18 protein-coding genes and 2 riboswitches are annotated in these 22,508 nt (G+C 67.9%); of the genes, 8 read left to right on the top strand and 10 right to left on the bottom strand.

Annotation, left to right across the window (positions count from 1 at the left end):
• Nucleotides 1–138 precede the first annotated feature (138 nt).
• Nucleotides 139–2,370: a primosomal protein N' gene (locus ACQG3P_RS11990; protein ID WP_426805167.1), complete on the top strand. Its 2,232-nt coding sequence runs from the start codon at nt 139–141 to the stop codon at nt 2,368–2,370.
• A 40-nt stretch (nt 2,371–2,410) separates the two neighbouring features.
• Here the strand turns inward: ACQG3P_RS11990 and ACQG3P_RS11985 are convergent, their stop codons facing one another.
• Nucleotides 2,411–3,031, bottom strand: a complete 621-nt coding sequence (locus ACQG3P_RS11985; RefSeq protein WP_068854185.1) for a glutathione S-transferase family protein — start codon at nt 3,029–3,031, stop codon at nt 2,411–2,413.
• Nucleotides 3,032–3,265: 234 nt separating this feature from the next.
• On the opposite strand from ACQG3P_RS11985, the gene ACQG3P_RS11980 reads away from it, so the two are divergent.
• Nucleotides 3,266–4,576 carry an NAD(P)/FAD-dependent oxidoreductase gene (locus ACQG3P_RS11980; RefSeq protein WP_426805166.1) on the top strand — a complete coding sequence of 437 codons (1,311 nt, stop codon included), beginning with the start codon at nt 3,266–3,268 and terminating at the stop codon, nt 4,574–4,576.
• Here ACQG3P_RS11980 and ACQG3P_RS11975 read toward each other — a convergent pair.
• Both ACQG3P_RS11975 and ACQG3P_RS11970 read right to left on the bottom strand, forming a co-directional pair.
• On the bottom strand, nt 4,549–4,866 hold the full coding sequence (locus tag ACQG3P_RS11975; RefSeq protein ID WP_426805165.1) for a hypothetical protein: 318 nt from the start codon (nt 4,864–4,866) through the stop codon (nt 4,549–4,551). The genes ACQG3P_RS11980 and ACQG3P_RS11975 overlap by 28 nt on opposite strands.
• Complete coding sequence (locus ACQG3P_RS11970) at nt 4,863–5,135, bottom strand: GIY-YIG nuclease family protein (RefSeq protein ID WP_095363055.1); 273 nt, start codon at nt 5,133–5,135, stop codon at nt 4,863–4,865. Before ACQG3P_RS11970 ends, ACQG3P_RS11975 begins: the two co-directional genes overlap by 4 nt.
• A 44-nt stretch (nt 5,136–5,179) precedes the next feature.
• Nucleotides 5,180–5,274, top strand: a riboswitch (glycine riboswitch).
• Between the two features lie 8 nt (nt 5,275–5,282).
• Nucleotides 5,283–5,373, top strand: a riboswitch (glycine riboswitch).
• A gap of 83 nt (nt 5,374–5,456) precedes the next feature.
• On the opposite strand from ACQG3P_RS11970, the gene ACQG3P_RS11965 reads away from it, so the two are divergent.
• Nucleotides 5,457–6,074, top strand: coding sequence for a trimeric intracellular cation channel family protein (locus tag ACQG3P_RS11965; RefSeq protein WP_068854189.1), 618 nt, complete (start codon nt 5,457–5,459; stop codon nt 6,072–6,074).
• On the opposite strand, the gene ACQG3P_RS11960 is transcribed toward ACQG3P_RS11965, so the two are convergent.
• The 3 genes from ACQG3P_RS11960 to ACQG3P_RS11950 form a co-directional block, all read right to left on the bottom strand.
• Nucleotides 6,071–6,508: a GNAT family N-acetyltransferase gene (locus ACQG3P_RS11960; RefSeq protein WP_426805164.1), complete on the bottom strand. Its 438-nt coding sequence runs from the start codon at nt 6,506–6,508 to the stop codon at nt 6,071–6,073. The two genes, ACQG3P_RS11965 and ACQG3P_RS11960, sit on opposite strands and share 4 nt — an antisense overlap.
• 46 nt (nt 6,509–6,554) lie before the next feature.
• A complete protein-coding gene (locus tag ACQG3P_RS11955; protein ID WP_426805224.1) occupies nt 6,555–6,824 on the bottom strand; it encodes a DUF1778 domain-containing protein in 270 nt (89 codons plus the stop codon).
• Nucleotides 6,825–7,007: 183 nt separating this feature from the next.
• On the bottom strand, nt 7,008–8,081 hold the full coding sequence (locus tag ACQG3P_RS11950; RefSeq protein ID WP_426805163.1) for a 3-deoxy-7-phosphoheptulonate synthase: 1,074 nt from the start codon (nt 8,079–8,081) through the stop codon (nt 7,008–7,010).
• Between the two features lie 301 nt (nt 8,082–8,382).
• On the opposite strand from ACQG3P_RS11950, the gene ACQG3P_RS11945 reads away from it, so the two are divergent.
• Nucleotides 8,383–9,546, top strand: a complete 1,164-nt coding sequence (locus ACQG3P_RS11945) for a serine hydrolase domain-containing protein (RefSeq protein WP_426805162.1) — start codon at nt 8,383–8,385, stop codon at nt 9,544–9,546.
• A gap of 69 nt (nt 9,547–9,615) precedes the next feature.
• Here ACQG3P_RS11945 and groL read toward each other — a convergent pair whose 3' ends face one another.
• Both groL and ACQG3P_RS11935 read right to left on the bottom strand, forming a co-directional pair.
• Nucleotides 9,616–11,265, bottom strand: a complete 1,650-nt coding sequence (groL, locus tag ACQG3P_RS11940) for a chaperonin GroEL (RefSeq protein ID WP_093534776.1) — start codon at nt 11,263–11,265, stop codon at nt 9,616–9,618.
• Nucleotides 11,266–11,355: 90 nt separating this feature from the next.
• Nucleotides 11,356–11,643 (bottom strand): co-chaperone GroES, encoded by a 288-nt coding sequence (locus tag ACQG3P_RS11935; RefSeq protein ID WP_068854195.1) that lies wholly within the window; start codon nt 11,641–11,643, stop codon nt 11,356–11,358.
• A gap of 279 nt (nt 11,644–11,922) precedes the next feature.
• Between ACQG3P_RS11935 and ACQG3P_RS11930 the strand changes: the two genes are divergently transcribed.
• From ACQG3P_RS11930 to ACQG3P_RS11915, 4 genes are all read left to right on the top strand, one after another.
• Nucleotides 11,923–13,707 carry an endonuclease gene (locus tag ACQG3P_RS11930; RefSeq protein WP_426805161.1) on the top strand — a complete coding sequence of 595 codons (1,785 nt, stop codon included), beginning with the start codon at nt 11,923–11,925 and terminating at the stop codon, nt 13,705–13,707.
• 147 nt (nt 13,708–13,854) lie between these two features.
• Nucleotides 13,855–14,193 carry a divalent-cation tolerance protein CutA gene (cutA, locus tag ACQG3P_RS11925; protein WP_426805160.1) on the top strand — a complete coding sequence of 113 codons (339 nt, stop codon included), beginning with the start codon at nt 13,855–13,857 and terminating at the stop codon, nt 14,191–14,193.
• A complete protein-coding gene (locus ACQG3P_RS11920; RefSeq protein ID WP_426805159.1) occupies nt 14,193–16,559 on the top strand; it encodes a protein-disulfide reductase DsbD domain-containing protein in 2,367 nt (788 codons plus the stop codon). The genes cutA and ACQG3P_RS11920 overlap by 1 nt, the downstream gene beginning before the upstream one ends.
• The gene (locus ACQG3P_RS11915) at nt 16,556–17,167 is read left to right on the top strand and encodes a TlpA family protein disulfide reductase (protein ID WP_426805158.1); all 612 of its coding nucleotides are present in this window, start codon (nt 16,556–16,558) and stop codon (nt 17,165–17,167) included. The genes ACQG3P_RS11920 and ACQG3P_RS11915 overlap by 4 nt, the downstream gene beginning before the upstream one ends.
• A gap of 31 nt (nt 17,168–17,198) precedes the next feature.
• Here the strand turns inward: ACQG3P_RS11915 and ACQG3P_RS11910 are convergent, their stop codons facing one another.
• Complete coding sequence (locus tag ACQG3P_RS11910; protein ID WP_426805157.1) at nt 17,199–19,835, bottom strand: excinuclease ABC subunit A; 2,637 nt, start codon at nt 19,833–19,835, stop codon at nt 17,199–17,201.
• Between the two features lie 69 nt (nt 19,836–19,904).
• A complete protein-coding gene (locus tag ACQG3P_RS11905; protein WP_426805156.1) occupies nt 19,905–22,433 on the bottom strand; it encodes a methyl-accepting chemotaxis protein in 2,529 nt (842 codons plus the stop codon).
• Between the last annotated feature and the right edge of the window lie 75 nt (nt 22,434–22,508).

The raw sequence follows: 22,508 nt of genomic DNA, 5'->3' as shown, positions 1-22,508 counted from the left end.
ACTTATCCACAGAAGATGTGGATAAGACCGAATCTCCAATGGCCACGGATATTTAGCTCCTATTTAGGTTCCACGGCGCCACGCGGCGATCGGTTTTGTGCGCTGAACAGGGCCGGTTCGGGCCGCTACACTGGCGCGATGCTGCCCCCCGATCCAGCCCCCCTGCTGACCCTGGAAAGTGCCCCGGCGCCGCTGCCGGATGCCCCCTCTCTCCAGGTTGCCCTGCCCCTGCCACTGCCGCAGTGGTTCGACTACGCGCCGCCGCCGGGTGCGCCGCCCGGGCCTGGCATGGTCGGTCGCCGGCTGCGGGTGCCGTTCGGCTCGCGCGAGCTGGTGGGCGTGGTGGCCGGGATCGGTACGGTGACCGACGGCAACGCGCTGCGCGCTGCCGTGGAATGGCTGGACCCGGCGCCGCTGCTGGGCGGCGAGCTGTGGACCTCGCTGCAGTGGCTGGCACGTTATACCCATGCCCCGCTGGGCGAGGTGGTCAGCACCGCCCTGCCCGCGCCATTGCGCCGTGGTGAACCGGTGCCCGACACCCACCGCTGGGGTTGGCAGCTCACTGCCGAAGGAATCGAACACCGCGCCAGGCTGCGGGCCGGCACCCGTCCGCACCGCCTGGCCGAACAGCTGGCCGGCGGCAGCGTGGACGAGGACCTGCTCGACGAGGCGATGGACGACTGGCGCAGCGCGGCGCGCTCGCTGGCCAAGCGCGGCCTGGTCGAGCGCATCGCGCTGGAGCACGCCCCGGCGCAGCCGGCCCTGCGGCCGGGCCCGACCCCGAATGCGGAGCAGGCCAACGCCATCGCCGCGATCACCGCCCACGCGCGGTTCGGCGCGTTCCTGCTCGACGGGGTGACCGGCAGCGGCAAGACCGAGGTGTACCTGCAGGCCATCGTGGACTGCCTGGGCCGCGGCCGACAGGCGCTGGTGCTGGTGCCCGAGATCGGGCTGACTCCGCAGACGCTGGCGCGCTTCCGCAGCCGCCTGGGCATTGCGGTGCACGTGCTGCATTCGGGCCTGAACGACAACGAGCGCGCACGGGTCTGGGCGGCCGCCGCGCGCGGCGAGGCACAGGTGATCGTGGGCACGCGCTCGGCCGTGTTCACCCCATTGCCCAACGCCGGGCTGATCGTGGTCGATGAAGAGCACGACGGCAGCTACAAGCAACAGGACGGCATTCGATACCACGCGCGCGATTTCGCGCTGGTGCGGGCCAAGGCGCTGGATGTGCCGGTGGTACTGGGCAGCGCCACGCCGTCGCTGGAATCACTGCACAACGCCCATGCCGGCCGCTACACCCATCTGCGCCTGAAACAGCGCGCAGGCGAGGCCCGCCCGCCGCGCGTGCGGGTGCTGGACGTGCGCAAGCGCCCGTTGAAGGACGGCCTTTCGGCCGAGGTGATGGAAGGCATCGGCCAGCACCTGGCGGCCGGCCACCAGGTACTGGTGTTCAAGAACCGCCGCGGTTACGCGCCGGTGCTGCTGTGCCACGACTGCGGCTGGACCGCGCCCTGTAAACGCTGCGATGCGCCGATGACCGTGCACGCCGGCGGCCGCCGGCTGCAATGCCACCACTGCGGTGCGCGCCAGCCGGCGCCACTGGCCTGCCCCGACTGCGCCAGCCTGGCGCTGCAGCCACAGGGCATCGGCACCGAGCGGCTGGAAGAACACCTGGTGGAAGCCTTCGCCGATTTCCCGGTGATCCGCATCGACCGCGGCACCACCAACCGGCGCGACGCGCTGGAGACCCAACTTGCCACGCTGGGCGACCGCGCCGGCATCCTGGTCGGCACGCAGATCCTGGCCAAGGGCCACGACCTGCCCAAGCTGACCCTGGTGGTGGTGGTGGGCATCGATGAGGGACTGTTCTCCGCCGATTTCCGCGCCAGCGAGAAACTGGCCCAGCAGCTGATCCAGGTGGCCGGGCGCGCGGGGCGCGCCACCGATGCCGGCGAGGTCTGGCTGCAGACCCATCACCCCGGACACCCGTTGCTGGAAACACTGGTCAATGGGGGCTACCACGCTTTCGCCGACGCCGAGCTGCAGCAGCGCGAAGCGGCCGGCTTCCCGCCGTTCGCGCATCTGGCGCTGATGCGCGCCGAGGCGCAGCAGGTGGAGCACGCCAACGCCATGCTGATGGCGGTGCGCGAGCTGATCGCGCATGAGTGCCCAGTGGAACGCTTCGGTCCGATGCCGGCGCCGATGCCGCGCCGCGCGGGTTACCAGCGCACGCAGCTGCTGCTGTCGGCCCCGGCGCGGCGGCCGCTGCACGCGCTGCTGGATCAGATCATGCCGCTGGTTTACGGCTTGCCGCAGGCACGCAAGGTGCGCTGGTCATTGGACGTCGATCCCACCGACCTGTATTGAAAGCGTGCGGACCAATGGTCCGCACCTGCCGTCCGTTACCTCACGTCAACGGCGTCATGACCGCTTTGACATAGGCCGGGCGCTGCTGCAGGCGCTGGTACCACGCTTCCAGGTGCGGCAACGACGGCCGCTGGATCGGCAGCTCGAACCACGCATAGACCAGCGCGCCCAACGGAATGTCGCCCATCGCGAACTGCTCGCCGGACAACCACGGTTGCTGCGCCAGGGTGGCATCGGCCATGCCCAGCAACTCGCCGGCACGGGTGATCGCGGCATTGATGCGGGCCTCGTCGCGGTCGGCCGGGGCGGTGCGCATGATCCCCCAGATCAGGTCGGTGTACAGCGGTGCCATGCGCGAGGTGCTCCAGTCCATCCACTTCTCGGCCTGGGCGCGCGCCATCGCATCTTCCGGGTACAGCGTGCCCAGCGCGTAGCGCGCGCTCAGGTAACGCACGATGGTGTTGGATTCCCACAGCGGCAGGCCGTGGTCTTCGATCACCGGCACCAGGCCGTTGGGGTTCATGCCCACGTATTCCGGCGACTGGGTGCCACCGAAGGGGCCGCCCACTTCGATGGATTCGTACGGCAGGCCGATTTCCTCCGCGCACCACAGCACTTTGCGCACGTTGCTGGAATTGCGGCGGCCCCAGATCTTCAGCATGTTGGTGTTCCCGGTTGTCGATAGGCGCCGATACGATACGCCGATCAACGCGCCGGTGTTGACGGGTCTTCTTTCGGAAATGCGCGCCCGCAGGTGGACTTTCCAGGCAACGAACGGATCGGCCGCCGGCAGGCGCGACGGCTGCTGAACCCCGTATCTGCCATCCACGTGAATATCGCGCGTCACGTGCGAACATGCAGTGCTTCGCTTCGACCCCCGCCAAGGAGTCATTGCATGACCCGCGATTCCCTGCCCCACCTGGTCGTCATCGGTGGCGGCTTCGCCGGCCTCTGGGCCACCCGCGCGCTGGCCAGCGCGCGCATCCGCATCACCCTGGTGGACCGTCGCAACCACCATCTGTTCCAGCCGCTGCTGTACCAGGTCGCCACCGCCGGCCTGTCCGCACCCGACATCGCCGCGCCGCTGCGCCACATCCTGGGCGACCAGCGCAATGTTGAAGTGCGGCTGGGCGAGGTGACCTCGATCGACAAGGCCAGCCGCCAGATCACCCTGGCCGACGGCAGCCAGCTCGGCTACGACACCCTGATGCTGTGCACCGGCGCTACCCACGCGTATTTCGGGCACGACGAGTGGGCCGCCGACGCGCCTGGCCTGAAGACCCTGGACGATGCCATCGCGCTGCGCCGCAAGCTGCTGCTGGCCTTCGAACGCGCCGAGGCCGAGCCGGATCCGGCACGCAAGGCGGCGTGGCTGAGCTTCGCGGTGGTCGGCGGCGGCCCCACCGGGGTGGAACTGGCCGGCACGTTGGCCGAGATCGCGCGGCACACGCTACGCAACGAGTTCCGCCATATCGATCCGGCCAGCGCCAAGGTGCGGCTGGTCGAAGCCGGGCCGCGGGTGCTGTCCAGCTTCCCCGAGGTGCTGTCGCTGAAAGCGCGGCGCCAGCTGGAGAAGCTCGGGGTGGAAGTGCTGACCGGTACGGCGGTGAGCCATATCGACGGCGAGGGCTTCCAGCTCGGCGAGCAGTTCGTTGCGGCGCGCACCGTGGTGTGGGCCGCGGGCGTGGCCGCTTCGCCGCTGGCGCGGACGCTGGAGGTGCCGTTGGACCGCGCCGGACGCGTGCCGGTGCAGCCCGACCTGACCCTGGCCGGACACCCGGAGATCTTCGTCGCCGGCGACCTGGCCGCGCTGCAGCAGGCCGATGGACGGCCGGTGCCGGGCGTTGCCCCGGCCGCCAAGCAGATGGGCAAGCATGTGGCCGCGACAATTCGTGCGCGGCTGGACGGCAAGCCGTCACCCGGGCCGTTCAAGTACCAGGACTTCGGCAACCTGGCCACGATCGGGCGCATGGCCGCCATCGTGCACCTGGGCCGGCTGCAGTTGTCGGGCGTGCTGGCGTGGTGGTTCTGGCTGGCCGCGCACGTGTTCTTCCTGATCGGGTTCCGCAACCGGATCGTGGTGCTGCTCAACTGGGCGGTGGCGTATTGGAGCTACCAGCGCAGCGCGCGGATCATCTTCGGTGATGACCGCGAGGACCGGCGGCCGAAGCCATCCGATCAGGGATCGTTGCCGGGCGCGAGGTGAACGTCCCAGGTGCACAGGAAATCCGGATCGCTGATGGTCAGCGCCATTGAGCGCAGGGTGTAGTCGCCTGGAGCGGCCGGCGTGTAGTGGTCCAGCGTGGGCGGCAGGAACAGCTCCTCGCCGTCCACTGCGCTGGCCAGTACCACGCCTTCTTCGTCATTGATGCGCAGCACTTGCCCGGCCATCTGGCGGTGCTCCAGGGCGTTGCCTTGGGCGTCAAGGTAGGTCATGCCGGCGAGCACGGTCTTGCCGATCATCGCGCGCGCCTTGGCCGGGTCGATTCCGGTCATGTTTCGGCACTCCGTTGCTGCAGCCATGCCAGCTTGCGTGCGCGCGGCTGGCGCTTGAGCTCGCATTCGGCCTTGGAGGCCGCCGAGCGGTCGGGGTAGGCGCGCATGGCCAGCAGCTTCACCGGTGGGTTGGCGCGGGTGTAGCGCGCGCCTTTGCCGCACAGGTGTGCCTGGAAGCGGGCGTCCACGTCGTTGCTGATGCCGGCGTAATAGCTGCCGTTGCGGCATTCCAGCAGATAGACATACCAGGGGGCGGGTTCAGCGGGCATACCGGGATTATCCACCGGCGGGGGCGCGCTGGCTGCTAGAATCCGACCCGGATGCAGGAGAGAGGCGCCGCGCTGGCGCCCGCCGAAGGCGCAGGCTCCCATAATCGCTCAGGCCGGTGGCTCGATACGCCACCAACCATGCATCCAACACGCCGATCTGGAGAGAGGTCTTCAATGACCCGCCGAAGGGGCACGTGGCCTGGCCACTGAACTCTCAGGCAAAAGGACAGCGGGAGCGGCAACGGAATCCCACCCCACGACAGTGCTGCGGCGCTGGCGCGTGCGCGTTTCCGTCCCCGCCTGCCCCTCCGGAGCCGTTGCATGCTGCTGTCCATCATCTACCTCATCGCCATTTCCGCCGAAGCCATGACCGGCGCGCTGTCTGCCGGTCGTCGGCGGATGGACCTGTTCGGCGTGGTCATCATCGCCTGCGTCACGGCCCTGGGCGGCGGGTCACTGCGTGACATCGTGCTGGGCCATTACCCGCTGGGCTGGGTCAAGCACCCCGAGTACCTGGGCTTCACCATCTGCGCGGCATTGATCGCCACCTGGGTGGCGCGCTGGATGCACCACTTCCGCCGCACCTTCCTGGTGCTCGATGGCCTGGGCCTGATCTGCTTCACCCTGATCGGCTGCGCGGTGGCGCGCGACGGCGGCCACGCCGTGCCGATCGTGCTCATCGCCGGCATGCTCACCGGCGCCTTCGGCGGCGTGCTGCGCGACGTGCTGTGCAACGAGGTGCCGCTGATCTTCCAGAAGGAGCTGTACGCGGTGATCACCCTGCTTACCGGCGCGGCATGGCTGGGCCTGCTCGAACTGGGTGTGTCGCTCAACGCCGCCACGCTGTGGTGCCTGGGCGGCGGCTTCGCCTTCCGCCTGCTGGCGATCCATTTCAAGTGGGAGATGCCGAAGTTCGTGTACCGCGACGAGGTGCATTAGCACGCAAGGGGCAGCATCAGCGTGAGAGGGTGAATGGGGGAAGCGATGAAACCGTGCTTGAGGTAGAACGCCCTGGCGGGCTCATCGATGGCATGGCAGAGCAACGCCCGTGCTCCGACCTGACCGCACGCCTGCAGCGAACGTAGCACCGCATCCTTCAACAAGCCCTGGCCAATGCCTTGCCCCGCCCTGTCCGCATGTACCGCCAACCGCCCCAACACGATGACCGGAATGGGATCGGGCATGTTGCGGCGGATTCGTCCGGGCACGGCGTCATGCGCTATCGAACCGGCTGAGAGCGCGTAGTAACCGACAACGCGGCGCTGCTCGTCGCAGGCCACGAAGCATCTGGATGCGCCGGATGCCTGGTTCTGGCGTGCGCGTTCAAGCAGCCATTTCGCCAGGGCTGGAGCACTGCAGCGGAAGTCATCCAACAGATGTTCCGCGTGCAGCGGGCTTGGAGCGGAGAGCCACAAGGGCTCAGCGTTCCCAAGGCGCCGGCGTGCTCAACAACCGGCGCAGCGCCAGGTTGTCCTCCAGCGGCGCGTCCAGCAGCGCATTGAAGCGCTGCAGCTGCTGGGCATTCAACGTGAACTGCGTCTGGTCGGCCAGCACCTCGCGCGCCCTGTCGCACGCGGCATCCAGGATGAACTCGGTGCGATTCACGCCACTGATTGCTACGGCACGATCGATCAGATCCTGCTTATCGGCAGGGGCCCGGAAATTGATGACTTTGCTTGCGGTTCCCATGGGAAGCACCCGCACGTTGCTGGACTGTGCATACATTGTACATACACCCTGTAGGACCCTCAAGTGAGGCCTGCAGTCTGCAGCGCCGGGTGCGCAGTATCCAATTGATTCTCTTTAACAAAACCAGACTTCCGGTAGAGCGGATCTTTCGTGGAGCCGGCCGGCGGCCGGCTCCCTGCGGGGTCAAGCCGCCTCGGCCAGTCGCCGTGCGCGCCGCGCACGCACCGCCTCGGCCAGCGCTTCGAGCACCTGCAGCGAACTGTCCCAGCCGATGCAACCATCGGTGATGCTCTGGCCGTACACCAGCGGCTGGCCTTCCACCAGTTCCTGGCGGCCAGCCACCAGGTGGCTTTCCACCATCACGCCCACGATGCGCTCTTCGCCTGCCGCCAGCTGTGCGTTGATATCGGCGATCACCTTCGGCTGGTTCTCCGGATTCTTGCTGCTGTTGGCGTGGCTGGCATCAATCATCACCCGCGCCGGCAGCTGCGCCTTGGCCAGCGTCTGGCTGGCGGCATCCACGCTGGCGGCATCGAAGTTGGGCACCTTGCCGCCGCGCAGGATCACGTGGCAATCCGGGTTGCCGGCGGTGGCCACAATGGCCGTATCACCCTGCTTGGTCACCGACAGGAAATGATGCGGGTTGGATGCGGCCCCCACCGCGTCGGCGGCAATCTTGATGTTGCCATCGGTACCGTTCTTGAAGCCCACCGGGCACGACAGCCCGGAGGCCAGCTCGCGATGCACCTGGCTTTCGGTGGTACGTGCGCCAATCGCGCCCCAGGCAACCAGGTCGGCGATGTACTGCGGCGAGATCACATCCAGGAACTCCACGCCGGCCGGCAGGCCCAACTTGTTGATGTCGCGCAGCAGGCCGCGCGCAATGCGCAGGCCCTTGTTGATCTGGAAGCTGCCATCCAGGTCCGGGTCATTGATCAGGCCCTTCCAGCCCACCGTGGTGCGCGGCTTTTCGAAGTAGACGCGCATGACGATTTCCAGTTCGCCCGCGTACGCATCGCGCAGCGGCTTCAGGCGCTGCGCGTATTCGATCGCCGCGACCGGGTCATGGATCGAGCACGGGCCGATCACCACCGCCAGGCGGTCATCGCGGCCGTGCAGGATCTCGTGCAGTGCGGCGCGCGAGGCGCTCACCGTGGAGGAGGCTTCATCGTCGCAGGGCAGCATCGCCAACAGCTGCGCCGGCGGGGTCAACGGTTCGATCTTGCGGATGCGCAGGTCGTCGGTGTGGGGGGGCATGGGGGTGTCTCCTGGAAGGTGGGGGTCCCCAGCGCGGCGGCAACAAAAAAGCCGCCAGGTGCGCTGGCGGCTTTCGGGAATGCGTCTGAAGGTTTCTTCAGGGTGAGCGCATGCCTTCCTCCGCCGGTGGCTTCGGAAAGTAATACCAAAAGTAGGAATTGGCGTGGCGTGCGTTCATTGGGGAGTATTGATAGCACAGGGGTCTGGGAGTGCCAACTGTTTCATTCGCAACTGGGGTGCGGTGTTCAGGGCTGCAGGCGCGACGGTACGATTGGCGCTGAGACCCGGAGGAGTGTCGTGCATGCGCCCGTTCGTCCTGATGTTCTCCCTGTTGATGCCCGCGTCCGCTGCGCTGGCCGCCGCCCCACCCCACGCGCTGCCGTCCCCGCCCGCAGTGGATGCGCAGATGCAGCGTCTGATGCGGGCAACCCAGGCCCAGGGGCTGGCGTTGGCCGTAATCGATGACGGCAAGGTCGTGCAGGTGCACGCGGCCGGCAAGCGCAATGCGGCCGGCGAGCCGCTGCAGCCAGACACCATCATGTATGCCGCGTCGCTGACCAAGGCGGCGTTTGCCTACATGGTGCTGCAGCTGGTGGACGACGGCATCGTGGATCTGGATCGCCCCATCGCCGCCTACCTGGACCGTCCACTGCCGGAGTATCCGGCCGACAAGCGCTACGCGCCTTGGCCCGACCTGAAGGATGACCCGCGCTGGCAGCAGATCACCCCGCGCATGCTGCTCAGCCATCGCAGCGGTTTCTCCAACTTCGCCTTCCTTGAACCGGAGGGAAAACTGCGGCTGCATTTCGACCCGGGCACGCGATATGCGTATTCCGGGGAAGGGCTGATCCTGCTTCAGTTCGTGCTCGAACAGGGCGTAGGCCTGGACGTGGGCAAGGAAATGCAGCGGCGGGTGTTTGATCGCCTCGGCATGACCCGTACCAGCATGACCTGGCGCGCGGACTTCGCCGGCAACCTGGCCGACGGCTGGACCCAGGATGGCAGCACCGAACCGCATGACGAGCGCAGCCGTGTGCGGGCGGCGGGTTCGATGGACACCACCATCACCGATATCGCGCGGCTTGCCGCAGCGCTGGTGAGCGGTGAAGGCCTTTCGCCCGCATCGCGACGTGAGCTGGTGCGCGCGCAGTGGCCGATCACCACCGCCTCGCAGTTCCCCACGCTGCAGGACGAACTGCCCCCGGCGAAGCGGCGTGCCGACCTTGCCGCCGGGCTGGGCGTGGTGGTGTTCGACGGCCCGCAGGGCCATGGTTTCTACAAAGGCGGGCATGACGACGCGGTGGGCAACACGATGGTCTGCCTGGCACGTGGCCAGCGCTGCGTGGTGATCCTGGGCAACGATGTGCGCGCGGAGGCGGCATTCCCCGCACTGGTGCGCTACGTCCTGGGTGACACCGGCGCGCCGTGGGCCTGGGAATACGGCAACAAGGTGTTTGTCCCATAACGAAAGAACCCCGCCTTTCGGCGGGGTTCTTCGTTTACAGCACGACGGGATGTCGCGTGTGCGGGGACCTTAGAAGTCCATGCCGCCCATGCCACCCATGCCGCCCATGCCGCCGCCTGCTGCGCCGGCGCCGTCATCCTTCTTCGGGGCTTCGGCCACCATCGCTTCGGTGGTGATCATCAGGCCGGCGATCGAGGCAGCGTTCTGCAGGGCAGAACGGGTCACCTTGGTCGGGTCCAGGATGCCGAACTGCAGCATGTCGCCGAACTCGCCGGTGGCGGCGTTGTAGCCGTAGCTGCCGGTGCCTTCCTTGACCTTGTTGACGATCACGGACGGCTCTTCGCCGGCGTTGGCGACGATTTCACGCAGCGGGGCTTCCATCGCGCGCAGGGCGATCTGGATGCCGTGGTTCTGGTCTTCGTTGGCACCCTTCAGGCCAGCCAGCGCGGTGACCGCACGGACCAGGGCAACACCGCCGCCCGGCACCACGCCTTCTTCGACCGCCGCACGGGTAGCGTGCAGGGCGTCGTCGACGCGGTCCTTCTTTTCCTTCATTTCGATTTCGGTCGACGCACCGACCTTGATCACGGCAACACCGCCGGCCAGCTTGGCCACGCGTTCCTGCAGCTTCTCACGGTCGTAATCGGACGAGGTGTCTTCGATCTGGGTCTTGATGCGGGCCACGCGTGCCTGCACCGCGTCCTGGTCGCCCTGGCCGTCGACGATGGTGGTGTTTTCCTTGGAAACCTGCACCTTCTTGGCGCGGCCGAGGTCGGCGATGGTCGCCTTCTCCAGCGACAGGCCGATTTCTTCGGAGATCACGGTGCCGCCGGTCAGGGTGGCCATGTCTTCCAGCATCGCCTTGCGACGATCGCCGAAGCCCGGTGCCTTGACGGCCACGACCTTGACGATGCCGCGGATGGTGTTGACCACCAGGGTCGCCAGCGCTTCGCCTTCGACTTCTTCGGCCACGATCAGCAGCGGCTTGCCGGCCTTGGCGACGCCTTCCAGCACCGGCAGCAGGTCACGCACGTTGGAGATCTTCTTGTCGTGCAGCAGGATGTACGGATCATCCAGGTCGGCGGTCTGCGCCTGCTGGTTGTTGATGAAGTACGGGGACAGGTAGCCGCGGTCGAACTGCATGCCCTTGACCACGTCCAGCTCGTTTTCCAGGCCCGAGCCTTCTTCAACGGTGATCACGCCTTCCTTGCCGACTTCACGCATCGCTTCGGCGATGATGTTGCCGATCGACTCGTCCGAGTTGGCCGAGATCGTACCGACCTGGGCAATCGCCTTGTCGTCGGCGGTGGGCTTGGAGATGTTCTTCAGCTCGGCGACGGCGGCGACGACGGCCTTGTCGATACCGCGCTTGAGGTCCATCGGGTTCATGCCGGCAGCCACGGCCTTGGCGCCTTCGCGGATCAGGGCCTGGGCCAGCACGGTGGCGGTGGTGGTGCCGTCGCCGGCGTCATCGTTGGTACGCGAGGCGACTTCCTTCACCATCTGCGCGCCCATGTTCTCGAACTTGTCAGCCAGTTCGATTTCCTTGGCGACGGACACGCCGTCCTTGGTGATGGTCGGGGCGCCGAAGCTCTTTTCGAGCACGACGTTGCGGCCCTTCGGGCCCAGGGTGGCCTTGACGGCATTGGCGAGAACGTTGACGCCGCGCACCATGCGGGCGCGGGCGTCTTCACCGAAACGAATTTCCTTGGCAGCCATTGCGATTACCTTTTATGTGGCGCCGGGCGATGCCCGGCTGCGTTGATCTGAAAAAAGAAGAAGCGGCGGGGCGAGCCCGGCGGCGCAAACTCAGCCGATGACGGCGAGGATGTCGTCTTCGCGCAGGACCTTGTATTCCACGCCTTCGCTCTTGTAGGTGCTGCCGGCGTACTGGCCGTAGATCACCTTGTCGCCAACCTTCAGCGACGGCGCGCGCACGCTGCCGTTGTCCAGCGGCTTGCCCGGGCCCACGGCCACGACTTCACCCTTGGTCGACTTTTCCTTGGCCGAGTCGGGGATCACGATGCCGCCGGCGGAGACTTCGTCGGCTTCGATCGGCTTGACCACAACGCGGTCGTGAAGCGGCTTGATGTTCATGCGTGCCTCTTAAGTTGTTGATTGGTTTGAAAAAGTCCGGCGATATTAGCACTCACCCCAGGTGACTGCCAGCACCGCTCGTGAAAAAACCCGCCAGTGCGGGACAGGGCAGAGATGGTGCTGTCCCGAGCCCTTTCAAGGGGGTGCCGACGAATTCCCCCAGACCGCCATTTTCTTGACGCACGTCCCACTGCGGAGTGCCGAAGCCGACAAATCGATAGATGTGTCATATGGATTAGCTAGATTCGGCCGGCAAAACCCAATCACAAGGAGCCGTAGATGAGGTTGCTCACACCGCTGTCCCTGGGGTGCCTGTTGGCGCTGGCCGCTGGTCCCGCCCAGGCGGACGTATTCATCAATGAACTGCACTACGACGACAGCACCCCGGCCGGGGATGTCGGCGAAGCCATCGAGGTGGTCGCCACCGGCGGCGAGGACCTCAGTACCTACCGGCTGTACCTGTACAACGGCAGCACTCCGTCGGCGGCCACGGTCTATGCCGACAACGCCGTGCCGGCCGGTACCGCCGCCGGCTGCGGCAAGGCCAGCATCGCCACCGTCACCTACCCCACCAACGGCCTGCAGAACGGCGCCAACGACGGCATCGCGCTGGTGGATGCCAGCGGCAAGGTCATCCAGTTCATCAGCTACGAAGGCACCATCACCGCCTCCGGCGGCCCCGCCGCCGGCCTGACCAGCCAGAACATCCCGGTCAGCGAGAGCAACAGCACCGCCCCGGGCACGTCCCTGCAGCTCACCGGCAGCGGCAGCCAGTACACCCACTTCACTTGGGCCGGATCGGCGGCGCAGACCTTCGGGGCCTGCAACACCGGCCAGACCTTTAGCGGCGGTGGCAGCACCGGCCCCAACACGCCCCCGTCCGTGAGCACCACCACCCCGGAACAGGGCGCAACCAGCTTCCCGGCCGCCGCCGACCTGGCCGTGACCTTCAGTGAAAGCGTCACCGTCAGCGCCGGCGCCTTCACCCTCAGCTGCGGCCAGTCCGGCACGGTGCCGCTCACCCACGCCAGCAGCGGTACCCGCTTCACCCTGTCGACCAACACCGCGCTGGTGGCCGGTGAAGCCTGCCGCTTCGACATCCGTGCCGCGCGCATCAAGGACGCCCAGGGCGCACGACCGGCAGCCGACACGCGCATCGCGTTCACCGTGGCCGCCGGCGGTACCGATCCCGGCCCCGACCCGGATCCGGGCAGCTATTACTCCAGGGTCAACACCTCCAGCCCCAGCCAGCTGCGCTGCTCGCTGCACGCCACCATCAAGGGCCACACCTCGTACCCGTACAGCGGCACGGGCACCAGCACGTGGACCATCCTGGAAATCGCCGACGAGGATCCCAACAACAGCGGCCGCATCCTGGACGCGTACCGCAACCGCAGCTACGCCAAGGTCACCGACCGGGCCGGCACCGGCAGCGGGCTGACCTACAACCGCGAGCACACCTGGCCCAATTCACTGGGCTTTGCCAGCACCACCGGCGACAAGGGCCTGCCGTACGCGCCCTATACCGACACCCACATGCTGTACCTGACCGATGCGCAGTGGAACGCGGACCGCGGCAACAAGCCGTTCGCCAAGTGCGACAGCAACTGCGGCGAGCGCGCCACCGAGGCCAACAACGGCACCGGCGGCGGCAGTGGCGGCTACCCGGGCAATTCCAACTGGGTGCGCACCCCGGACGGGAATGCCGGCACCTTCGAAGTATGGGGCCACCGCAAGGGCGACATGGCGCGTGCGGTGATGTACATGGCGATCCGTTATGAGGGGGGCAAGGACGCAGCCACCGGCCAGTCCGAACCGGACCTGGAGCTGACCGACGACCGCAGCAGGATCGTGAAGACCTCGGCCTCGCCGGCCTACATGGGCCTGCTCTCGACCCTGATCGATTGGCACCTGTCCGACCCGCCGGATGCTGCAGAAAAAGCCCGCAATGAAGTGATCTACAGCTTCCAGGGCAACCGCAACCCGTTCATCGACCACCCGGAATGGGGCACGCCTGCCCTGTTCACGTCGGCCAAGCCGGCGACCTGCGAGTTGGCGAACTGAGGCATCCCGGGTTGCCGGCCAGGGGCCGGCACCAGGGCAATACGGTGCCCCGGCTACCCGTCGGCGCCACCGGGATTCGACTCTCCGGCCGGTTCCCATGCGGAACCGGCCGGCATCGCCAGGCCGCGATCTCTATACTCGGCGGTCATGTCGACCCCCGATACCGTATTCATCCTTCTGACCACCTGCCCCGATGCGGCCACCGCCACGCGGCTGGCGCATGCGCTGGTGGAAGAACGCCTGGCCGCCTGCGTGACCTGGCTGGATGGCGCGCACTCGACCTACCGCTGGCACGGTGAGGTGACCGAGGACCCTGAGGTCCAACTGCTGATCAAGACCACCGGCAGCCGCCTGGATGCGGCCATCGCGCGCGTGCAGGTGCTGCACCCGTATGAACTCCCCGAGTGCATCGCGGTCGAAACCCGCGCCGGCCTGCCGGCGTACCTGGATTGGATTCGGGCCCAGACCCGAGAGGAAACTGATTGATGACGCTGTTTCGTCGTGTTGCCGCGCTGTGCGCGCTGTTCGTGGTATCCCTGCCGGCACTGGCCGTCAGCGAGAAAGACCTGCTGCCGGTGGATGAAGCCTTCGGGCTGAGCGCGCAGGCGCGCGACCGCGACCGTATCGAGGTGAGCTGGAAGATCGCGCCGGGCTACTACCTCTACCGCCACCGCACCACGGTCAAGAGCGACGCCGGCTTCAGTGCCGAGGCGCTGCAGATGCCGGCCGGCAAGAAGCACCACGATGACTTCTTCGGCGAAGTGGAAACCTACCGTGAGCGGCTGACCGCCGTACTGCCCGGCAAGGCTGCCGACGGTGCTGAAACGGTGACGCTGGAAGTGCGTTACCAGGGCTGCGCCGATGCCGGCGTGTGCTACCCGCCGCAGAAGCGCAGCGTGCAGGTCACGCTGCCGGGTGGCAGCGCCCGCGCCGACAGCGCCATGACCCCGGCCTTGGGCGCCGCCGCCGCGTCGCCGTTCAACAACCCGCTGGCCGGCAATGCCGCCGGTGGCCTGCGCCTGCCCGGCGCGGCCAGCACCCCGTCACTGCCGCTGCCGTCCGAACGCGCCTTCGGCTTCGAAGCCATCGTCGGCGATGGCAATACCGTGCTGCTGCGTTTCAGTCCGGCGCCGGGCTACTACCTCTACCGCGACCGCACTTCGCTGAAGCTGGAAGGCGCCCCGGGCATCCGCGCGGACAAGCCGCTGTGGCCGGCCGCCAAGTCGCACCGCGACGAACACTTCGGCGATGTGTCGGTGTATTTCGACCAGGTCGATGTGAAGCTGCCGCTGCGCCGCAGCGTGGCCGACGCCGGCGATGCCACGCTGGTGATCACCTTCCAGGGCTGCCAGACCGATGGCATCTGCTACCCGCCGATGACCCGGCGGGTGAAGCTTGCGCTGCCGGCCGGCAAGGTCAACGCCAGTGCGGATGAAGAAGCGCGCCGCAGCGAAGTGATCGCCCCGCTGGTGACGCGCGACAAGCGTGCGCAGGAACGCGAGGCCAACGGCATTGCGACCCAGCCGATGCTGATCCGCCCGAACGAACCGGCGCTGGCGCTGCCTGCCGACGGCACGCCCGACGCCAGCGCCGACAACGACCAGCGCACGCGTCCGCCGGGCAGCAGCGGCAGTGCCACGCCGATCACCCTGATCACCGCGTTGCTGCTGGCCTTGGCCGGCGGCCTGATCCTCAACCTCATGCCGTGCGTGCTGCCGATCCTGTCGCTGAAGGTGCTGGGCGTGGCGCAGAGCGGCGAAAGCCGCCAGCGCGCGCGCAGCCACGCGCTCTGGTACACCGCAGGCGTGCTGGTGGCGTTCGCCGCGATTGGCGCACTGGTGCTGGCGCTGCGTGCCGCCGGGCAGGCGGCGGGCTGGGGCTTCCAGCTGCAGCACCCGTGGTTCATTGCCGCACTGGTGTACCTGATGTTCACCGTGGGCTTGAGCCTGTCCGGGGTGTTCACCCTGGGCGGCAGCCTGGGCGGCGTGGGCCAGTCGCTGGCCTCGCGCAGCGGACCGATGGGCGATTTCTTCACCGGCGTGCTCGCCTGCGTGGTGGCCAGCCCGTGCGTGGCGCCGTTCATGGGGGCGCCGCTGGCCTATGCCTTCACCGCACCGGCGGTGCCGGCGATGCTGGTGTTCCTGATGCTGGGCCTGGGCCTGGCGCTGCCGTTCCTGCTGATCGGCTTCGTGCCTTCGCTGGCCAAGCGCCTGCCGCGCCCGGGCGCGTGGATGGAAACCCTGAAGCAGGTGCTGGCCTTCCCGATGTACGCCACCGCGCTGTGGCTGCTGTGGGTGCTGGGCAAGCAGCGTGGCGTGGATGCGATGGCGCTGGTGCTGGCCGGGTTGGTGGTGCTGGGCCTGGCGCTGTGGTGGTTCGAGCGCAGCCGCTGGCGCAGCCAGCGCGTCGGTGCCGCATTGGCGCTGGTGCTGCTGCTGGGCGCACTCGTGCCGGTGTGGGGCGTGACCCGCATCGCTGCACCGGCCAAAGCCGCACTGGCCGCCGCCGACAACGTGGTGGCCTATTCGCCGCAGATGCTCGACCGGCTGCGCCAGGACAACCGCGTGGTGTTCGTCAACATGACCGCCGACTGGTGCGTGACCTGCAAGGCCAACGAACGCGCGGTGCTGGGCACCCAGGGTTTCGAGGAAACCCTGCGCCGTACCAACGCGGTGTACATGCGCGGTGACTACACCAACGTGGACCCGGAGATCACCGCGTTCCTGGAAGAACACAAGGCGGTCGGCGTGCCGCTGTACGTGGTCTACGGCCCCGGCGCACCGCCGACCGTGCTGCCCACCGTGCTGACCCAGGCGCTGGTGGAAGAAGCGCTGCTGCGCACCGCGCGATGAGCACCCCGCCGCCACGAACCTCGTTGATGGTGGTGGCGGCGCTGGCTGCGGCGCTGGGATTGGGCACCGGCGTGTACTACGTGGCACGCACGCCACAGGAAACGCGTTTTCCCGCAGTGGACCGCCCGGCCGCCGCGCCGGCCCAACCCGGCGATGCGATGCCGGCCATCACCCTGCCGGACGTGGATGGCAAGCCCGTGGACTTCGCCCGCTTCGGTGGCCGCCCCCTGTTGATCAACGTGTGGGCCAGCTGGTGCGGTCCGTGCGTGGAAGAGATGCCCATGCTGGCCGCGTTTGCCGCTGCACAGCCGTCCGATGGCGTGCAGGTGGTGGGCCTGGCCATCGATACGCCGGACGGCGTACGCGATTTTCTTGACCGCGTGCCGGTGACCTACCCGATCGTGATCGAGCAGCCTGCGCCGGATGACGCCAGCGTGCGCTTGGGCAACGCCCAGGGTCTGCTGCCCTACACGGTGCTGGTGGGCGCGGACGGGAAGATCGTCAAGCAGAAACTGGGGCCCTTCGCAGAGGGGGAGGTCGAACGGTGGGTGGGCAGTACCGACCAACGGTCGGTACCTACCGCCGGGGCGCCGGCGACTACGCGGTAGGTGCCCACCGTTGGTGGGTACGGATGCCCACTCAGGCGAAGAACCGCCGCAGGTAGCCCGCCGTCCTGCCTGCTTTCGATCGGCTCACCTGCTCCGGCGTTCCCGCCGCCACGATCTGCCCACCCTGCTCGCCCGCGCCGGGACCCACATCGATCACCCAGTCCGCATCGGCCACCACGCGCAGGTCGTGCTCGACCACCACCACCGTGTTGCCCGCATCCACCAGCCCGTGCAGCTGCACCATCAGCTTGTCCACGTCGGCCGGGTGCAGGCCGGTGGTGGGCTCGTCGAGCACATACAGGCTGTTGCCGTGCTGGCTGCGCTGCAGTTCGGTGGCCAGCTTGATCCGCTGCGCTTCGCCACCGGACAGTTCCGTGGCCGGTTGCCCCAGGCGCAGGTAGCCCAGCCCGATATCACGCAGCAGCTGCAGCGGGCGCTGCACCACGGTTTCCTCGGCAAAGAACGCCAGCGCCTCCTCCACCGTCATCGCCAGCACCTGCGCGATGTTGCGGCCGTTCCACTCCACCTCCAGCGTCCTGGCGTTGTAGCGCTGGCCGTGGCAGGTCGGGCATGGCGCGTACACGCTCGGCATGAACAGCAGCTCCACGTGCACGAAGCCTTCACCTTCGCAGGTTTCGCAGCGGCCCTGCGCCACGTTGAAGGAAAAACGGCTGGCGCTGTAGCGCCGCGCCTTGGCCATGCGGGTGCCGGCGAACAGCTTGCGCACGTGGTCGAACAGGCCGGTGTAGGTGGCCAGGTTGGAACGTGGCGTGCGCCCGATCGGCTTCTGGTCCACGTTCACCAGGCGCTTGATCGCCGTGTGACCGGCATGCAGGCGGCCGCGGGTGCGCTCGATCCGGCTGGGTTGTGGCAGGTCATCGTCCGCATCGGGCGCCACCGGCTCATGGCCCAGGTGCTCACCCACCAGCTCCACCAGCGCCTGGCTGACCAGGCTGGACTTGCCCGAGCCGGAGACACCGGTAACCGCGCAGAACGTGCCCAGCGGGAAGCGTGAATCCAGCCCGTGCAGGTTGTTGCGGTGGATGCCGCGCAGCTCCAGCCAGCCGGCAGGCGTGCGCGGGCTGCGGGTGGCACGGTCGTGCTTGCCGAACAGGTAGGGTGCAGTGGCCGACGCGGCGACGCCGCGCAGCCCCTCGGGCTCACCGCTGTACAGCACCTGCCCACCGTGCTGGCCCGCACCGGGACCGACATCCACCAGCCAATCGGCACGGCGCAGCATCTCCAGATCGTGCTCCACCACGAACAACGTGTTGCCGCCTGCCTTGAGCTGGTCAAGCGCGCCATACAGGGCCTCACCATCTGCCGGATGCAGGCCGGCGGTGGGCTCATCCAGCACGTACACCACGCCGAACAGGCTGGAGCGGATCTGGGTGGCCAGGCGCAGACGCTGCAGCTCACCCGGCGACAGCGTCGGGGTGGCGCGGTCCATCGACAGGTAGCCCAACCCCAGCGATTCGAGCGTACCGATACGCTCCACCAGATCGTGCGCGATGCGTTGGGCAGCGATACGCTTCTCCTCGGACAGGTCCGGCGTGCGGCGCACGTCACTGCTGCCTGCATGCAGCGGCCCGCCGTTCTCCACCCGCAGCTGTTCGGCCTTGCGCCCGGCTGCGCGGCTGCGCGTTGCCCCCTTTGCCGGCGCGTTGAAGCGACCTTCCGCCGCCGGCCGCAGCGCCTCGGCCATCGCCGCCAGCGACAGCTGGGACAGCGCGCCGATGTCCATGCCGGCGAAGGTCACCGACAAGGCAGCACGCTTGAGCCGCTTGCCATCGCAGACCGGACAGACCGTACCCACCATGTAGCGCGCCACGCGCTTCTTCATCATGGCGCTCTGGGTGGTGGCGAAGGTGTGCAGCACATAGCGGCGCGCGCCACTGAAGGTGCCCATGTAGCTGGGCTCTTCCTTGCGGCGCATCGCGGCGCGGGTTTCTGCCGGGGTGAACCCGGCATACACCGGCGCCACCGGCTGCTCGTCGGTGAACAGGATCCAGTCGCGCTGCTTCTTCGGCAGGTCGCGCCAGGGAATGTCAACGTCGTAGCCCAGCGTCACCAGGATGTCGCGCTGGTTCTGCCCGTGCCACGCCGGCGGCCATGCGGCGATGGCGCGCTCGCGGATGGTCAGCGAGGGATCGGGCACCATGGACTGTTCGGTCACTTCATACACGTGGCCCAGGCCATGGCAGTTCGGGCAGGCGCCCTGCGGTGTGTTCGGCGAAAAGTCCTCGGCATACAGCATCGGCTGTCTGGCCGGGTACGTACCAGCGCGCGAATACAACATGCGCAGCAGGCTGGACAGCGTGGTCACGCTGCCCACGCTGGAGCGTACGCTCGCGGTGCCGCGCTGCTGCTGCAGCGCCACCGCCGGCGGCAGGCCGTCGATGGCATCCACATCAGGCACGCCCACCTGGTCGATCAGGCGGCGCGCATAGGGTGACAACGACTCCAGGTAGCGACGCTGCGCTTCGGCATACAGTGTGCCGAAGGCGAGCGAGGACTTGCCGGATCCCGAAATTCCCGAGAACACCACCAGCGCATCGCGCGGGATGTCCACGTCGACGTTCTTCAGGTTGTGCTCGCGCGCCCCGCGCACGCGGACAAATGCGTTGCGGGGCTGGGCGGGAGACGATGTTTTTCGACGTGTGCTCATGGTGGGAAGCATACCGCCGGTGGTGCCGCCCGTTGGGCGGCCCACGTAGACGCCGCAATCACAAACCCATCACACTACCGCCGGACGAAGCCCGCGCACCAGCGCAGGCCGTGCCAACACGAACGCCGCCACCGCTTCGGACAACAGCGCCGCCTGCCGCTGCATCGCCTGCGCGGATGCCGAGGCTTCCTCCACCATCGCTGCGTTCTGCTGCGTACTGCCGTCCATCTGCAACAACGTCCTGCCCACCTGCTCGATGCCCACGCTCTGCTGCTGCGAGGCCGCCGCGATGCTGGCGCTGATCGCGGTGACCTGCTCCACGCTGCCGACGATGCGGCGCATGGTGGCACCAGCCTCGCCTACCAGGCGGGTACCGGCGTTGACCGTCTCCACCGAGGCTTCGATCAGCTGCTTGATCTGGCGGGCGGCATCGGCGCTGCGCTGGGCCAGCAGGCGTACTTCGCCCGCGACCACCGCGAAACTCCGGCCCTGCTCGCCGGCCCGTGCGGCTTCCACCGCAGCGTTGAGGGCAAGGATGTTGGTCTGGAAGGCGATGCCGTCGATCACCCCGGTGATGTCGCCGATGTGCCGTGAGGAGGCGGCGATGTCGTGCATCGTGGACACGACCTGTGCCACCGCGTTGCCGCCCTGCCCCGCAATGGCAGCGGCATCCATCGCCAGCTGGTTGGCCTGCTGCGCCGAATCCGCGTTCTCGCGCACGGTTGCAGTGAGTTCCTCCATGGAGGACGCGGTTTCTTCAAGATGCGCCGCCTGCCGTTCCGTGCGTTCGGCGAGGTCACGGTTGCCGGCCACGATTTCACCGGCCGCGCCGTTGATCGCCGAGGTGGCGTGCTGGATGCGCGCCACGATGTCGGCCAGCTGTGCCACGCTGGCGTTGGCATCGTCGCGCATCTGCGCGAACACGCCCTGGTAGTCACCCTGCATGCGGACGCCCAGGTCGCCGTGCGCCAGCCCGGACAGCAGCGCCTGCAGCCCGGCCAGGTTGCCCTGGAAGGTATCCAGCAGGCGGTTGATGCTCACGGCCAGGGTCAGCACGAAGCCCTGCTTGTCGTTCACCGCGATGCGCGCCTGCAGCTGACCCTGCGCGGCGGCATCCACCAGCGCGGCCACTTCGGTTTCGACCGTGGTTTCCAGCGCGCGGCTGCGCCATTCCACCGCGGCTCCCAGCAACTGGTCGTGGTCGAGGATGGGGTTGAGTACCAGCTGATAGCGGATTCCGCCCTGCTCGATCTCGTGTGCACTGGCATGGCCGCGCTGCAGCTGCGCGGCGACGCCCGCAAACACCGGATGCAGCACCTGCGCCGGTTGGCCATGCCACTGCCCGGGCGTGCAGCCCAGCGCAGTGCACAGCGCCTGGTTGAGGAAGCCGATGCGGCCGTCAGGCTCCAGCACCATCAAGCCGGTCTGGGCACTGTCCAGCGCCTGGCGCGCACGGGTGTTGTCGCGCGCGGCGGCCCTCTCGGCCTCGATCCGGCCGCGCAGTCGTTCCTGCATATGTCGCAGGCGTTGCGCCAGCTGGCCGAATTCATCGTGCGGGTTATGCACGACCAGCACCGTATCCAGCCGGTCCTCGGCGATGTCCTCGGCGAAGCGCAACGTGTTCGCGATCGGGCGCTGCACCGCCTGCAGGGTCAGCAGCAGCGTGGCGATGAGCAACGCAGCCACCAGCAGCAGCGTGACCGCGAACACCACCGTCATCGCCCTCGCTTGTGCCTGCAGGCGCCCGCGCGCGGCCTCCAGTGCCGTTTCCTGCGCACGCTGCGCCTGCTCAAGCGACGGCGCTATCTGTGCAGCGGTATCGGCCAGCGACTGCGCTTCCACATCCAGCCCCACTCGCGCGGCGGTGTAGCCAAGCAGTGCACCCTGGTAGCTGTCCATCGCGGTGCGAAGCGCGTCCTGTGCCGCCACCGGCACGCCCGGCGCTGCCAACGCCAGTTCGAACGGCAGCTTGGCGTCGCTGGCGCGGTCGGCATGGGTGGAATCGCCGGTGAGCAGCAGCAGCGCTTCCTGCCGGCGGATGGCCTGCCACTGGGCGTCCAGTGCGGGTCGTTGCAGGGGGCCCAGCGCGGCCTCCATCGCAGCAGCGGCGGCCTCCAGCTGCGCGCGCAACCCGGCCTCGCCCCTTCCCATTTCATCCACGCGTGCATTCAGCGCGTTGATGCCCTCGGCAAACTCGCCGATGCGGGTGCCCAGGACCCTCAGTGAAGCCGCATTGCCGTTGGCGGCGACGGTGCGCTGCAGTGCCTCCAGCGACACCTGCAGGCGTTGGCGTGCCTGCTGCAGTGCGTTCCGGTCGGCATCGTCGAAGCTCGCCGCGTAGCGGGTCTGCAGGCGACGGGCATCGGCCACCTGGGTGCCCAGCAGCGCCATCAGGCTGGTCGCCTGCTGGTGGGTGGCGAAGGTGTCGGCGGCGCGTTCGCTGTTGTACCTTGTCCAAGCGTACACGGCGGCCACCAGAAGCAGGCCCGCTGCACAGGCCACCAGGCTGATTTTCAGCTTGCGCGCCACGCTGAGCCGGCGCAGGGGTTCAGCCCTGCGGGCAAGGGACGACAGCACACGGCGGGGGATGGCCGACATGACGCACTCCAGACAGAAGGACGCATCGGTATCGGCCGCATTCGCCTGGACTTTAGGGCAGGATCCGTTTGCATC

The sequence above is a fragment of the Stenotrophomonas sp. SrG genome (assembly GCF_050031795.1).
Classification (GTDB): domain Bacteria; phylum Pseudomonadota; class Gammaproteobacteria; order Xanthomonadales; family Xanthomonadaceae; genus Stenotrophomonas; species Stenotrophomonas rhizophila_A.
Note: the sequence above shows the minus strand (reverse complement) of the source record. Positions and strands in the feature narration are given on the sequence as shown.

Bases quoted from the DNA above. Each gene is read 5' to 3' on its own strand.
- ACQG3P_RS11965 (WP_068854189.1), top strand. From the start codon at position 5,457: ATGCTGCTGTCCATCATCTACCTCATCGCCATTTCCGCCGAAGCCATG.
- ACQG3P_RS11920 (WP_426805159.1), top strand. From the start codon at position 14,193: ATGACGCTGTTTCGTCGTGTTGCCGCGCTGTGCGCGCTGTTCGTGGTA.
- ACQG3P_RS11945 (WP_426805162.1), top strand. From the start codon at position 8,383: ATGCGCCCGTTCGTCCTGATGTTCTCCCTGTTGATGCCCGCGTCCGCT.
- ACQG3P_RS11985 (WP_068854185.1), bottom strand. From the start codon at position 3,031: ATGCTGAAGATCTGGGGCCGCCGCAATTCCAGCAACGTGCGCAAAGTG.
- ACQG3P_RS11910 (WP_426805157.1), bottom strand. From the start codon at position 19,835: ATGAGCACACGTCGAAAAACATCGTCTCCCGCCCAGCCCCGCAACGCA.
- ACQG3P_RS11955 (WP_426805224.1), bottom strand. From the start codon at position 6,824: ATGGGAACCGCAAGCAAAGTCATCAATTTCCGGGCCCCTGCCGATAAG.
- ACQG3P_RS11915 (WP_426805158.1), top strand. From the start codon at position 16,556: ATGAGCACCCCGCCGCCACGAACCTCGTTGATGGTGGTGGCGGCGCTG.
- ACQG3P_RS11975 (WP_426805165.1), bottom strand. From the start codon at position 4,866: ATGACCGGAATCGACCCGGCCAAGGCGCGCGCGATGATCGGCAAGACC.
- ACQG3P_RS11990 (WP_426805167.1), top strand. From the start codon at position 139: ATGCTGCCCCCCGATCCAGCCCCCCTGCTGACCCTGGAAAGTGCCCCG.
- ACQG3P_RS11970 (WP_095363055.1), bottom strand. From the start codon at position 5,135: ATGCCCGCTGAACCCGCCCCCTGGTATGTCTATCTGCTGGAATGCCGC.
- groL (WP_093534776.1), bottom strand. From the start codon at position 11,265: ATGGCTGCCAAGGAAATTCGTTTCGGTGAAGACGCCCGCGCCCGCATG.
- ACQG3P_RS11950 (WP_426805163.1), bottom strand. From the start codon at position 8,081: ATGCCCCCCCACACCGACGACCTGCGCATCCGCAAGATCGAACCGTTG.
- ACQG3P_RS11980 (WP_426805166.1), top strand. From the start codon at position 3,266: ATGACCCGCGATTCCCTGCCCCACCTGGTCGTCATCGGTGGCGGCTTC.
- ACQG3P_RS11905 (WP_426805156.1), bottom strand. From the start codon at position 22,433: ATGTCGGCCATCCCCCGCCGTGTGCTGTCGTCCCTTGCCCGCAGGGCT.
- cutA (WP_426805160.1), top strand. From the start codon at position 13,855: ATGTCGACCCCCGATACCGTATTCATCCTTCTGACCACCTGCCCCGAT.
- ACQG3P_RS11930 (WP_426805161.1), top strand. From the start codon at position 11,923: ATGAGGTTGCTCACACCGCTGTCCCTGGGGTGCCTGTTGGCGCTGGCC.
- ACQG3P_RS11935 (WP_068854195.1), bottom strand. From the start codon at position 11,643: ATGAACATCAAGCCGCTTCACGACCGCGTTGTGGTCAAGCCGATCGAA.